The sequence below is a fragment of the Massilia oculi genome (assembly GCF_003143515.1).
Classification (GTDB): domain Bacteria; phylum Pseudomonadota; class Gammaproteobacteria; order Burkholderiales; family Burkholderiaceae_D; genus Telluria; species Telluria oculi.
Map to the genome: position 1 here is coordinate 3,407,292 of NZ_CP029343.1, position 13,140 is coordinate 3,420,431.

The window sequence follows — 13,140 nt, forward strand, 5'->3', positions numbered from 1 at the left end:
GGACCTCAGAAGGTGTAGCCGACTTGCGGCGCCTTGTCTTCGAGCGCGTCGAGCAGGCGCAGCAGCGGCTTGAGTTCGGTGTAGCGGTTCGCGGTCTTGCGCACGTAATCGAGCACCGTCGGCAGGTCGCCCATGTAGTGCGACTTGTTGTCGCGGTAGTTCAGGCGGCAGAAGATGCCGAGGATCTTCAGGTGGCGCTGCATGGCCATGAACTCGAAGTCGCGGTAGAAGGCGTCGATGTCCGGGTTGACCGGCAGGCCGGCCCCCTTGGCGCTCTGCCAGTAGCGCACCACCCAGTCCAGCACGATCTCTTCGTCCCACTGGATGTAGGCGTCGCGCAGCAGCGAAGCCAGGTCGTAGGTCACCGGTCCGTACACGGCGTCCTGGAAGTCGAGCACGCCGGGGTTGCCGTGGTCGAGGAACATCAGGTTGCGCGAATGGAAATCGCGGTGCATGAAGACCTGCTGCTGCGCCAGCACGTTCGAGGCGATCGCCTCGAATACCTTGTCGAGCTGCGCCTGCTGCTTGTCGTCGAGCGTGACGCCCAGGTGGCGGTTCAGGTACCACTCAGGGAAGATGTTCAGCTCGCGCAGGATGAAGGCGCGGTCGAACTCGGGCAGCACGCCAGGCTGGCTGGCCATCTGGAACTTGAGCAGGGCGTCGACCGCGTCCGAATACATGAAGGCCGCGTTGTCGCTGTCCAGGCGCGACAGGTAGGTGGTGTTGCCCAGGTCGCCCAGCAGCAGGAAGCCCTGCTCGACGTTGCGCGCGGCGATCGCCGGCACGGTCACGCCGGCGTCGAACAGCAGGCCCTGCACGTGTATGAAGGCCGGCACGTTCTCGCGTTCCGGCGGCGCGTCCATGGCGATCAGGGTCGCGCCCAGCTTGTCCTGCATGGCGGGGACGACGTCGTAGCGGAAGTAGCGGCGAAAGCTCGCATCGATCGATGCCGGACGGCCGGTTCCGACTTCCACCAGGCCGGTCGAGGCCAGCCAATCGTTCAGCTGCGCCAAGCGCGCGTCGGCACTGGAGGAAGTGGAAGAGTTTTGATACAAAGTTGACATGAAGCGGCCTGATGAATCCGGTTGGTTGAGCTAATTCCCATATAATAAGGGATTCATTCTAAAAAAACCGCCCTTTATGGTGCATGTCCGATTTTCCATGAGCTGCGATTTTCCATGAGCTGGTCGTCACGCCAACCTTTCCCGCCGCGGCAGGTCCTCGCGCTCTATGCACTGGTTTCCGCGACCGCGGTTCCGGCATTCGCCCAGAGTGTCCCCCCGCGCCACAAGCTGAAGACGAACTTCCCGTTACTATCCAGGCCGAGGAGATCGGCGGCCGTCCCGACCGGCGGCTGGACCTCAACCGCAACGTCGAGATCACGCGCGGCCAGAGCGGCATCACCGCCGATACCGCCTGCTACCTGCGGGTCGAGGACGAAGTCACCGCCACCGGCAACGTCAACATGTGGCGCTTCGGCGACCGCTACAAGGGCGACGAGCTGCAGCTGAACCTCGAGACCGGCAAGGGCTACCTGCTCAATCCGACCTACTTCCTGGCCGACAGCAATGGCCAGGGGCAGGCCGACCGCATCGACTTTCTGGGCGAGCAGCAGGCCCTGGTGCGCAACGGCACCTACAGCACCTGCGAAGGTCCCGATCCCGACTGGTACCTCAAGTCGAGCACCCTGCGCCTGGACAGCGGCCGCGACGTCGGCACCGCCGGCAAGACCATCATCTATTTCAAGGACGTGCCCATCATCGGCACCCCGGCGATGTCGTTCTCGCTGTCGGGCCAGCGCCGCTCGGGCTGGCTGCCGCCCACGGTGGGCTTCGGCTCCCAGGGCAAGGCCGAGGTGATGGTGCCGTACTACGTCAACATCGCCCCCAACCGCGACCTGACGCTGTATCCGCGCATGATGTTCGACCGCGGCTTCCAGATGGGCGCCACCGGCCGCTACCTGGGCAGCACCTACCAGGGCGAGACCCATGTCGAGGTCTTGCCGGACGACCGCAAGACGGAGACCACGCGCTGGCGCGTCGACTCGCTGCACAGCCAGTCGATCAGGCCGAACTGGTCGTACGGCTGGAACCTGCATGGCGCCTCGGACGACGAATACCCGTCCGACTTCTCGCGCAACGTCTCGGCCAGCGCCGAGCGCCAGCTGCTGCGCGAACTGCGCACCGATCTGCATGGCCAGTTCTGGAGCCTCTCCGCGCGCGCCCAGAACTACCAGGTGCTGCAGGATCCGGCCGCCGACATCGACCCGAACCTGAGGGTGCCGCGCCCCTACGACCGCCTGCCGCAAATTAACTTCCGCGCCGCGCGCTACGACGTGGCCGGTTTCGACTGGGCGATCGACGCCGAGGCGACCCGCTTCGACCACCCTACCGATATCGGCGGCAACCGCGCCGTGGTGCAGGGCCAGGTCAGCTATCCGATCGTGCGTCCGGGCTGGTTCGTCACGCCCAAGCTGATGTACAACGCGGCCAAGTACGATCTCGAAAGGCATGAGAGCCGGGTCGGCAAGCCCACCACTATCTCGCGCACGATCCCGACCTTCTCGCTCGACAGCGGGCTGGTGTTCGAGCGCAAGACCTCGCTGTTCGGCAGCGGCGCCACCCAGACCCTTGAGCCGCGCCTGTTCTACGTCTACACGCCGTACGAGAACCAGGACGACGTGCCACTGTTCGACACCGGCCGCTCCGGTTTCAACTACGCCCAGCTGTTCTCCGAAAACCGCTACGTGGGCCTGGACCGGGTGTCCGACGCCAACCAGGTCACGGCCGCCCTGGTGTCGCGCTTCATCCAGGAAGATGGCTCCGAGCGCCTGCGGCTGGCCTTTGGCCAGCGCCAGTACCTCAAGCAGCCGCGCGTGGGCCTCTACCAGAACGAGCCGCCACACCAGAGCCGTTCCGACATGCTGCTGGCGGCCTCCGGCACCATTTCCGAGTCCTGGAGCTTCGATAGCGGCGTACAATACGATGCCAGCGGAAGCAGTTTGTACAGCTCGAATGTGGGTGTACAGTGGCGTCCGGGGCAGATGAAGGTGCTGAACGCCGAATACCGTTATCAACGTGACAGCTTCCGCAACGTCGACTTGTCGGCGCAGTGGCCGATCGGCCGCCGCTGGTATGGCGTGGGCCGGGTCAGTTACGCGTTGCGGTCGTACGGCGTGGGGCTGCCAGCCAATTCACCGGCTGGCGGCGGCAAGCTGATCGAAAGCCTGATCGGTCTCGAATACAAGGCTGATTGCTGGGTGTTCCGGATGGGCGCGCAGCGCTTCGTGACCGCCGCGCGCGAGGCATCGACGCCGATCTTCTTCCAGCTCGAGCTCAATGGCTTGTCGCGCCTGGGCCTGGGTAACCCGCTCGATTCGTTCAACAAGAGCATCCCGGGCTATACGCGACTGAACACCGGAATTGGACGTCCATAAGCAAGCGTTCAGACTAGCCGTCCATAATTCGTCGTCCATGATGTGAACTATCCTGAAATGAGTGTTATCAAGATGATGCGTACTACCCGTTTGCAGTCCCTCCAGATGGCGGCAGCATTGCTGTGCGCGCTAACCGCGGGCCAGGCGCTGGCCCAGGCCGACACTTCAGCCGCTACCGGCGGCGGCTTCCTGCCGCCGGCCTCGGCCAACGCCAAGGTGGTCGATTCGATCCAGGTCGTCGTCAACGACGAAGTGATCACCCGCAACGAAGTGACCGGCCGCGTGGCCCAGGTCACCCAGAACATGAAGGCGCGTAACGCCCAGATGCCCGACCCGGCCACCATGGAGCGCCAGGTGCTCGAGGCGATGATCGTCGAGCGCGCCCAGCTGCAGCTGGCGAAAGAAATGGGCGTCAAGGTCGACGACCGCACCCTGGACGCCACCATCGGCCGCATCGCCGAAAATCAGAAGATGTCGGTGCAGGACATGCGCAACCAGATGGAAAAAGAGGGCATGCCGTTCGCCCAGTTCCGCGAAGACATCCGCAACGAGATCATGATGCAGCGCCTGCGCGAGCACGAGGTCGACAGCAAGATCCAGGTCTCGGAAGCCGAGATCGACACCTATATGGCCGCCGCCAAGGCTGCCGAGGCCGACCGCATCGAGGTCGACATCTCCCAGATCCTGGTGCGCGTGCCAGAGAACGCCTCGCCCGAGCAGATCGCCGCGCGCGCCGCGCGCGCCGAGGAAGTGATGCGCCAGCTGCGCACCGGCGCCGACTTCGCGCGCATGGCCTCCACGTATTCCGACGCGCCCGACGCGCTCAAGGGCGGCGAGATCGGCTGGCGCGACGCCGACCGGCTGCCGCCAATGTTCTCGACCGAGCTGCGCAAGCTCGAAGCGGGCCAGGTCACGCCGATCCTCAAGACCAACGTCGGCTTCCACATCCTCAAGCTGTCCGGCAAGCGTCCGCTGGGCGGCGAGACCGAGAAGTCGGTGGTCGAGCAGACCCATGCGCGCCACATCCTGATCAAGGTCACCCCGACCATGACCGAGGGCGAGGTCAAGCGCAAGCTGCTCGAGCTGAAGGAAAAGATGGACAACAATGCCGGCACCTTCGAGGACCTGGCGCGCCTGCACTCGCAGGACGGTTCGGCGTCCAAGGGCGGCGACCTGGGCTGGCTGTACCCGGGCGACACCGTGCCGGAATTCGAGACCGCGATGAATGCGCTCAAGCCCGGCGAGGTGTCGGACGTCATCCAGTCGCCGTTCGGCTTCCACCTGATCCAGGTCATCGGGCGCAAGAGCGAAGACGTGACCCAGCAGAAGGAACGCAATGTGGCGCGCCAGGTCCTGCGCGACCGCAAGATGCAGGAAGCAATGGAAGACTGGATGCGCCAGGTGCGCGACCGCGCCTACGTCGAGTTCCGCGAGGAGCAGTAAGACCATGGCTGCGCCACAGGCGCCCGGGCGCCCGTTGGCGCCGCAGTCGGCCACATCGAGGCCAGTGTTGGCGATCACGGTCGGCGAGCCGGCCGGCATCGGTCCCGAGATCGCGATCCGCGCCGCCTGGGCCCTGCGCGAGCAGGCCAACTGCGTGCTGGTCGGTGACGCCGCCTTCCTGGCGCTCACCGCCAGTCTGATCGATCCCGCCATCCGCCTGTCGGCGCTGTCGACCCAGGCCCTGCGCAATGGCGGCCTGCCGCACTTCGGCGCCGGGCGCCTGGCGGTGGTCGACGTGCCGCTGGCCGCGCATGTCGTGCCGGGCCAGCTCGATCCCGAAAATGGCCTGGCGGTGCTGGCCACGCTGGACCTGGCGATCGAAGGTTGCGGCCGTGGGTGGTTCGATGGCATCGTCACCGCGCCGTTGCAAAAAAGCACGATCAACGACGCCGGCATCGCGTTTTCCGGACATACCGAATACCTGGCCGAGAAGACCGGCACGTCCCGGGTGGTCATGATGCTGGCCGGATCGCCTGGCGGCGACCAGCCCTACCTGCGCGTCGCCCTGGCCACGACCCATCTGCCCTTGAAGGACGTGCCGGGGGCGCTCACGCGCGACAACCTGACCCAGGTGCTGGACATCCTGCACGCCGACCTGCGCGACAAATTCGGCATCGCGGCGCCCGTGATCCTGGTCACCGGCCTGAATCCGCACGCCGGAGAAAACGGCTATCTCGGCCGCGAAGAGATCGACGTCATCACGCCGGTGCTCATGGATGCGAGAAGCCGCGGCATCGACGCGCGCGGCCCGTATCCGGCCGACACCCTGTTCCAGCCCAAGTACCTGAAGGATGCGGACTGCGTGCTGGCGATGTACCACGACCAGGGCTTGCCGGTGCTGAAGCATGCGACCTTCGGGCGCGGCATCAACGTCACGCTGGGCCTGCCCCTGATCCGCACCTCGGTCGATCACGGCACCGCCCTCGACCTGGCGGCCCGGGGCCTGGGCCTGGCCGATTGCGGCAGCATGGAGGAGGCGATCCGCGCCGCCATGCACATGGTGGCCGCGCGCCGCGCAGCCGCCACTCTCGAATCATCAAGAAAGCAAGCATGAAACACGTCGCACGCAAGCGCTTCGGCCAGAACTTCCTGACCGATGACCATGTCCTGAACAATATCATCGACGCCATCGGACCGCGGCGCGGCGAAACGATGGTCGAGATCGGCCCGGGCCTGGCGGCGATGACGGCGTTGCTGCTCAAGTCGCTCGATCATATGCACGTCGTCGAGCTCGACCGCGACCTGGTGGCGCGCCTGGAAAAAGCCTACCCGCGCGAGCGTCTCACCGTGCATTCGGGCGACGCGCTCAAATTCGATTTCGGGTCGATTCCCGTGCCGGACGGACAAAAACTGCGCGTGGTCGGCAACTTGCCATACAACATCTCGAGCCCGCTGCTGTTCCACCTGGCCGAGTTCGCCCACCTGGTCGAAGACCAGCACTTCATGCTGCAGAAGGAAGTGGTCGAGCGCATGGTGGCCGAGCCGGGTACCAAGGCCTACAGCCGCCTGTCGGTGATGTTGCAATGGCGCTACGACATGGCCATGCTCTTCATCGTGCCGCCGACCGCCTTCGATCCGCCGCCGCAGGTCGATTCGGCCATCGTGCGCATGGTGCCGACCCGGCGCCAGCTGCCGTGCGACGGCAAGCGCCTGGAGGCGGTGGTGGCCAAGGCCTTCTCGCAGCGGCGCAAGGTGATCCGCAACTGCGTGGCCGGCATGTTCACCGAGGCGCAGCTGGTCGAGGCCGGCATCGATCCGGGCGTGCGTCCGGAAGCGGTCAGCCTGGAGCAATACGTGGCGCTGGCCAACCTGCCCTGACACGTCATTCCTGCCGCTGGCGGCAATGACTTCCCGCGAAGGCGGAAACCCGAGTTTTGTGCGGCTTGCCGCACAAAACATGATAGCGCCGCCGGTCGGCGCTCTTTTTACGCCCAACGATGTCCATGTTGCGCCGCAACATACGGGTTATCACGTATTTCCGGGGGCTGGGTCGCCGATTTGTGCAGTCTGTCGCATGCCGCTGGAGAGCGTCGGACCAATTTCTTATAGTGCTCACATGGACAGCCGATCCGGCGCCTCAACCGACCAACAGGAGCACATCATGAACGTCCTCAAGCACATGGAAGCCATCTTCATCGCCGCCGCCATCCTCGCCGGCTTCAGCAGCTACGCCGTCGCCGCCAACGCGCGCTCGGTGGAGGCGTATCAGTCGCAGGTGTCGGTCGGCATGGAAAAGATCGCCGTGGTGAAGGTGAGCGCCGCCCGCTGAGCGCTGCTGGCAGATTGCCCCCCGATGATGCGGACAAAAAAAAGCCCGCTCAAGGAGCGGGCTGAAATCCAATTCTTTTCTGAGGAGAGTTGGAGGAGACAGGAGTTATTATGCTGCGCGACAGCATATAAATCCAATTTTCCTTTCAAATACTCGACATAAGAATTGTGTATATCTGATCAGCCTGGGGTCGCCACGCAGGTTACGTTGATATTGGTGACGTTTGCGGCGGCCATGGTGTTGGTGGCGTTTGCAACAGTGCATACCTGGCCGGTTGGCTGGGTCAGAACGGTCACCCCATAGGTCTGACCGAATTCAACCGGTCCGGCGAAGGTATAGGTGATTGGCGTGGTGACTCCCGCTGCCGGCTTGGCCACCGTGATCGTACCGCCGGTGCTGCCATTTGCCAGCACCAGGCCATCTGCCGTCAGTCCGCTCACCGTGCCCCCGATCGTATAGACATCGACCGCGCAGGCGAAGGTGATGTTGATGTCCGCCAGGCGACCTGCGGTATCGCTGAAGTTCGCGATCGTCTGGGGCGGCGTACCGCAATTCTGGTTGTTCGGTTCACTCTTGAACTGGACGTTGTACACATCGCCGTACTCGAGCTTGTTCGGGAATGCGAAACTGACCGGGTCGCCAGGCTTGGCCGGTGGCGCGATGGCGATTTCCATGCCATTGGTGGTCAGGACGGCGCCCGGGTAGACGATGCCGGTGATGGTGCCTTTGACAACGAACTCGGCTTTGTCGCTGCCGCCGCAGCCGGCCAGGCCCGCGGCCAGCGCCAGCGCGAGCGCCGGACGGATCAGGGAAGACTTCATGCGTAACGCTCCAGGGAAAATTAAGGGGTGCAGGTGACGGCCACGTTGGTAACGGCGGCGGGGCCCACGGTGCCGCTGCCATTGGCGACGGTGCAGGTCTGGCCGGCCGGTTGTTCCAGGATCGCGACGCCGTACGGCGAGTCTTCGGCGATGTCGGCCATCCTGAACCCGGTGGCGCCAGCCGGCACGGTCACCTTGTCGGATCCGTTGACCAGGACCAGATTGCCCTTCAGGTTGCTGACGCTGCCGGACAGCGCATGGCGGTTGAGCTCGCACGTGATGTAGACGGTGTAGACGTGGTAGCCGGCACGACCGCTCGCATTTTCGATCGTGCAATCCTTGACGTTCGATGGCTTCGATACGAACTCGACGGTATACCGGTCGTCGGTCGAGATCAGATTGTCGAACGACCATTGTCCCGCGCCGGAACCATTGGCAGGCGGATCGATTTTCTTTTCTTGACCGCCGTTCTTCACGACCAGGCCGGTCTTGGTCACGCCTTGGTACGTGCCGCCCAATATCAGTTGGCCATCGCTGCCGCCGCAGGCAGACAAGGCGACCGCGCAGGCCAGCGCCGCGCCGGCACGCAGGTAGGAACTCTTCATAACATCTCCAAAAAATCTAGCGGGAAAGCGCAGCTGCGCGGTGAGAATGGAAAAATCGCTCAACATTTTAGTCCATTTGGCAAGCAGCTGGTCCATTTCGGGCGCATTTGGTTTTGTATCTTGGTGTAACCATAATTCAACAAAGGCAACATTCCGGGGCGCTGACGGCGTGCGCATTGCATTCGGCGTGGCGCATCGCTATGCTTGGGGCGCACCTTTTCTCCCCTCTTGACCTGGAAGCCGATGACCCGCCAACCCTGGCCGAAAGCCGTCCTGTTCGACCTCGACGATACCCTGTGGCCGATCGCGCCCGTGATCCTGGAAGCCGAAAAACTGTTGTATGCCTGGCTGGCCGAGCATGCGCCGCTGGTGGCCGAACGCTTCACGATCGACAGCCTGCGCGCGGCGCGCCTGGAATTGCTGGCGGCGCGCCCCGAATTCGGGATCGACCTGGGCGCGCTGCGCCACGCCGGCCTGGTCGCCGCCTTCGAACAGGTGGGCGAGGATCCCGGCAAGGTCGAACTGGCGATGACCGTGTTCTTTGCCGCCCGCAATGCCGTGACGCCTTATGACGATGTCGTGCCGGGCCTCGAGCGCCTGAAGAAACACGTCCTGGTCGGTTCGGTCACCAATGGCGTGGCCGACCTGCAGACCATCGGCCTGGCCCACCACTTCCAGGCCTCGGTGGCGGCGCGGCAGTATGGCCGCGCCAAGCCCGACCCCGGCATCTTCCTGGCCGGCTGCGCCGCGCTCGGCGTGGAGCCTGGCGAGACCCTGTACGTGGGCGACGACCTGCTGCTGGACGTGCAGGGCGCCCAGCGCGCGGGCCTGCGCGCGGCCTGGATGAACCGGACCGGCAAGGTCAATGAGCTCGCCCATGAAGTCCGGCCCGACGTCGAGGTGGCCAGCCTCGACGCGCTGCTCGACTGGCTCGGCTTCATGTAGTACAAGGGCAAGAGCGTTGGACATGCGTCACAGCAAGCCTTGTGCCGCCCGTACCATGCCCCAACCTGCCTATAATGCACACCTTAAACAAGGACGCTCTCGAACGTTTCCCGGAATCATGCAACTCGACCAACGTGCCCAAACCCTGCTCAAAGCCCTCGTCGAACGGTATATCGCCGACGGCCAGCCGGTAGGCTCGCGCGCGCTGTCCAAGCTGTCGGGCCTGGAATTGTCGCCAGCCACCATCCGCAACGTCATGGCCGACCTCGAGGAGATGGGATTCGTCGCCAGTCCGCACACCTCGGCCGGCCGCATCCCGACCCCGCGCGGCTACCGCGTGTTCGTCGACACCCTGCTGACGGTGGGGCCGATCGACGACAAGGCGGTCGATGCCGAGCGCATGCGTTTGCCGCAGCCCTTATCCAACCTGCAACCGCAGAAGCTGATCGCCAACGCGGCGCAGATGCTGTCCTCGTTGTCGCAATTCGCCGGCGTGGTGCAGAGCCCGCGCCGCGAGTCGGTATTCCAGCAGATCGAATTCCTGCGCCTGGGCGAAAAGCGGATCCTGCTCGTGATCGTCGATCCGCGCGGCGACGTCCAGAACCGGCTGCTGCTGCTCGATAAGGATTATTCTCCCGCGCAACTGACCCAGTCGGCCAATTACCTGAACCAGAACTTCGCCGGCCTGTCCTTCGACGCAGTGCGCAAGCGCCTGAGTGGCGAGCTGCAGCAATTGCGCGACGATATGGGGCGCCTGATGCAGGCGGCGGTCGAGGCCGGCAGCGAGGCGATGGCCGAGGGGGATGACATGGTCATCGCCGGCGAGCGCAACCTGCTGTCGGTGTCCGACCTGTCGTCCAACATGAGTTCGCTGCGCCAGATGTTCGAGATGTTCGAACAAAAAACTGGCTTGATGCAATTGCTCGACGTGTCGAGCAAAGCCGGCGGCGTGCAGATCTTCATCGGCGGCGAATCGAAGCTGGTGCCGATGGACGAGATGAGCGTGGTGACGGCGCCGTATGCGGTCGACGGCCGCATCGTCGGCACATTGGGCGTGATCGGCCCGACGCGGATGGCCTATGAAAGGGTGATCCCGATCGTCGACATCACGGCCAAGCTGCTGTCGAACGCCCTCAGTCACGGCTGAATTGCCAACAACAATAGAAAAGGGCGCGTGGGATGGTTCCCATGCGCCCTTTTTACTTAGCTTTACACCGGCCGTACCAGTTGCGGAATCACTCCGGCTTGGCGATACCCCGGCACTGCGGGCAGCTGCCATAGATCGCCAGCGCGTGCTCGACGATCGTGAAGCCGTGTTGTTCGGCGATCATCTGCTGGCGCTTTTCGATCTCGTCGTCGTAGAACTCTTCGACGCGGCCGCAGGTGACGCACACCAGGTGGTCGTGGTGGGAACCGGCGTTGAGCTCATAGATGGCCTTGCCGGTCTCGAAATGGTTGCGGTTGAGCAGGCCGGCCTGCTCGAACTGGGTCAATACGCGGTAAACGGTCGCGAGGCCCACGTCCATATTGTCAGCAAGAAGGATCTTGTAGACATCTTCCGCCGTCAAATGCCGCACGGAGCTGTTCTGGAAGATTTCCAGGATTTTCAGCCGTGGCAGCGTGGCCTTGAGGCCGCTCGCCTTCAGGTCGGTCGGGTTGTTACTCATGTTTGTCACTCGAATATTGGCGGAGTGCTTTATGATATAGCGTTTTGGAAGCTCCCGCTCGAACGTATTGAGGTTAACTATGCCTGTCAAACAAGCCGTATTCCATCGATTCTCCACCAAAGCGGCGCTGGCGGCGGGTCTCGCCTGCACGTTGACGCTGTCCGGCTGCGCCTCCTGGCGTAACCAGACGCGTCCGGCGCCGCCGGTGGCGACGGATGCGGCCGCCAGTGCGTCCGACGCGGAAAAGTCGGCCGCCATCGCCAATGCCGGCGCCCAGACCGTCCAGGCCACGCGCCTGCAGCGCTTCCTGTGGATCTTCTCGCCGTATCGCCCAGACATCCAGCAGGGCAACTTCGTCTCGCAAGAGATGCTGAACCAGCTCAAGGCCGGCCAGACCCGCGACCAGGTGCGCTTCCTGCTCGGTTCGCCGCTGCTGATGGACGCCTTCCACGCCGACCGCTGGGATTACCCGTTCTACCTGGCGCGCGGCAATGGCGAGCTGACCACCAGCCGCGTGACCGTGTTCTTCAAGAATGACGTGGTCGAGCGTTTCGAGGGCGGCAATCTGCCGAGCGAGCGCGAGTACATCGACCGCATCGCCGGTCCGTCGAAGGGCAGCAAGGCCCATCCCGACCGACGCCCGGTAGAGCCGGCCAAGGTCAATGCGCCTGCAACGCAGCAATAAGGGGGCGAGCATGACCATGTTGAACATCGCCGTTGCCGGCGCCAGCGGCCGCATGGGCCGCATGCTGATCGAAGCCATCCAGGAGGCGCCCGACATGCGCCTGGCCGGCGCCCTCGACGTGCCGGGTTCGCCCTTCATCGGCCAGGACGCGGGCGCCTTCGCCGGCATCCTGACCGGCGTGCCGATCGAGGACAGCATCAAGCACGGCCTGCACAATGCCGATCTGCTGATCGACTTCACCCGCCCCGAGGGCACCCTGCAGCATCTGGAATACTGCGCCGCCAACGGCAAGCAGATGGTGATCGGCACCACCGGCTTCGACGAGGCCGGCAAGGCCGCGATCGCGCTTGCGGCCGAAAAAATCGGCATCGTGTTCGCCCCGAACATGAGCGTGGGCGTGAACGTCACGCTCAAGCTGCTCGAGATGGCCGCAAAAAGTTTTTCGGAAGGCTATGACATCGAGATCGTCGAGGCGCACCATCGCCACAAGGTCGATGCGCCGTCCGGCACCGCGCTCAGGATGGGCGAAGTCGTCGCCTCCACCATCGGCCGCGACCTGAACGAGTGCGCCGTCTATGGCCGCGAAGGCGTCACCGGCGAGCGCGATCCGTCGACCATCGGTTTCGCCACCGTGCGCGGCGGCGACGTGGTGGGCGACCATACCGTGATGTTCCTCGGCACCGGCGAACGCATCGAGATCAGCCACAAGTCGAGCAGCCGCGTGACCTATGCCCACGGCTCGCTGCGCGCGGCGCGCTTCCTGGCGGACAAGGCCAGCGGCCTGTTCGACATGCAGGACGTGCTGGGCCTGAAGGGTTGATCATGGCGGTGGCACAACTGAACGGCGCCGTCATTGTCGATGAGGCATCGTTTCACCAGCAGAGCCGCGAGGCCTTCGGTTTCCCGGCCTCGTATGCGGACAGCATCGACGCCTGGGTCGACTGCATGAGCTATCTGCGCGACGACGAGAACATGACCAGGTTCCGCCTGAAAGCGGATGAGGTGCTGGAAATCGTCATCCTCGAGGCCGACAAGATGAAGGCGGCGGCGCCCGACCTGCTCGAAGAGCTGAGCTATTGCGTCGGCGGCATCAACGAGCGTTACGAGGACTATGGCGAAAAGCCGGCGCTGGAACTGGTCCTGCGTTAATCCTCGAAGGCAGCGTTCACCGGGATGCTGCCTTCTTTGCATTTTCCCTCACGCACCGCG

Annotated in this window: 14 protein-coding genes; 10 read left to right on the forward strand and 4 right to left on the reverse strand. The window is 64.1% G+C overall.

The features are described 5' to 3' along the window. Window positions 1-5: 5 nt before the first annotated feature. Window positions 6-1,064, reverse strand: a complete 1,059-nt coding sequence (locus DIR46_RS15570; protein ID WP_109346034.1) for an aminoglycoside phosphotransferase family protein — start codon at window positions 1,062-1,064, stop codon at window positions 6-8. Between the two features lie 401 nt (window positions 1,065-1,465). On the opposite strand from DIR46_RS15570, the gene DIR46_RS15575 reads away from it, so the two are divergent. The 5 genes from DIR46_RS15575 to DIR46_RS26950 all read left to right on the forward strand — a co-directional run bounded on the left by DIR46_RS15575 (window position 1,466) and on the right by DIR46_RS26950 (window position 7,208). Next, window positions 1,466-3,436: an LPS-assembly protein LptD gene (locus DIR46_RS15575; protein ID WP_307719098.1), complete on the forward strand. Its 1,971-nt coding sequence runs from the start codon at window positions 1,466-1,468 to the stop codon at window positions 3,434-3,436. Between the two features lie 72 nt (window positions 3,437-3,508). Beyond that, on the forward strand, window positions 3,509-4,879 hold the full coding sequence (locus DIR46_RS15580; RefSeq protein WP_109346035.1) for a peptidylprolyl isomerase: 1,371 nt from the start codon (window positions 3,509-3,511) through the stop codon (window positions 4,877-4,879). A gap of 4 nt (window positions 4,880-4,883) precedes the next feature. Next, window positions 4,884-5,993: a 4-hydroxythreonine-4-phosphate dehydrogenase PdxA gene (gene pdxA, locus DIR46_RS15585; protein WP_109346036.1), complete on the forward strand. Its 1,110-nt coding sequence runs from the start codon at window positions 4,884-4,886 to the stop codon at window positions 5,991-5,993. Then, entirely contained in the window at window positions 5,990-6,757 is a 768-nt protein-coding gene (rsmA, locus tag DIR46_RS15590) for a 16S rRNA (adenine(1518)-N(6)/adenine(1519)-N(6))-dimethyltransferase RsmA (protein ID WP_109346037.1), read from the forward strand. Before pdxA ends, rsmA begins: the two co-directional genes overlap by 4 nt. Window positions 6,758-7,040: 283 nt before the next feature. After that, window positions 7,041-7,208 (forward strand): hypothetical protein, encoded by a 168-nt coding sequence (locus DIR46_RS26950; protein ID WP_187271610.1) that lies wholly within the window; start codon window positions 7,041-7,043, stop codon window positions 7,206-7,208. Between the two features lie 179 nt (window positions 7,209-7,387). On the opposite strand, the gene DIR46_RS15600 is transcribed toward DIR46_RS26950, so the two are convergent. Next, window positions 7,388-8,029, reverse strand: coding sequence for a hypothetical protein (locus DIR46_RS15600; protein WP_109346039.1), 642 nt, complete (start codon window positions 8,027-8,029; stop codon window positions 7,388-7,390). Between the two features lie 20 nt (window positions 8,030-8,049). Beyond that, entirely contained in the window at window positions 8,050-8,634 is a 585-nt protein-coding gene (locus tag DIR46_RS15605; protein ID WP_109346040.1) for a hypothetical protein, read from the reverse strand. Between the two features lie 243 nt (window positions 8,635-8,877). Between DIR46_RS15605 and DIR46_RS15610 the strand changes: the two genes are divergently transcribed. After that, window positions 8,878-9,579 carry an HAD family hydrolase gene (locus tag DIR46_RS15610; protein WP_109346041.1) on the forward strand — a complete coding sequence of 234 codons (702 nt, stop codon included), beginning with the start codon at window positions 8,878-8,880 and terminating at the stop codon, window positions 9,577-9,579. Between the two features lie 118 nt (window positions 9,580-9,697). Further along, window positions 9,698-10,726 carry a heat-inducible transcriptional repressor HrcA gene (gene hrcA / locus DIR46_RS15615; RefSeq protein WP_109346042.1) on the forward strand — a complete coding sequence of 343 codons (1,029 nt, stop codon included), beginning with the start codon at window positions 9,698-9,700 and terminating at the stop codon, window positions 10,724-10,726. An 88-nt stretch (window positions 10,727-10,814) separates the two neighbouring features. Here the strand turns inward: hrcA and fur are convergent, their stop codons facing one another. Continuing rightward, window positions 10,815-11,246, reverse strand: a complete 432-nt coding sequence (gene fur / locus DIR46_RS15620; RefSeq protein ID WP_109346043.1) for a ferric iron uptake transcriptional regulator — start codon at window positions 11,244-11,246, stop codon at window positions 10,815-10,817. 79 nt (window positions 11,247-11,325) lie between these two features. Between fur and DIR46_RS15625 the strand changes: the two genes are divergently transcribed. From DIR46_RS15625 to DIR46_RS15635, 3 genes are read left to right on the forward strand one after another with little or no spacing between them, the layout of a single operon-like run. Next, window positions 11,326-11,931 (forward strand): outer membrane protein assembly factor BamE, encoded by a 606-nt coding sequence (locus DIR46_RS15625; protein ID WP_109346044.1) that lies wholly within the window; start codon window positions 11,326-11,328, stop codon window positions 11,929-11,931. 10 nt (window positions 11,932-11,941) lie between these two features. Next, entirely contained in the window at window positions 11,942-12,751 is an 810-nt protein-coding gene (dapB, locus tag DIR46_RS15630; RefSeq protein ID WP_109346045.1) for a 4-hydroxy-tetrahydrodipicolinate reductase, read from the forward strand. Window positions 12,752-12,753: 2 nt separating this feature from the next. Beyond that, entirely contained in the window at window positions 12,754-13,080 is a 327-nt protein-coding gene (locus DIR46_RS15635; RefSeq protein WP_109346046.1) for a barstar family protein, read from the forward strand. The last annotated feature ends 60 nt before the right edge of the window (window positions 13,081-13,140 follow it).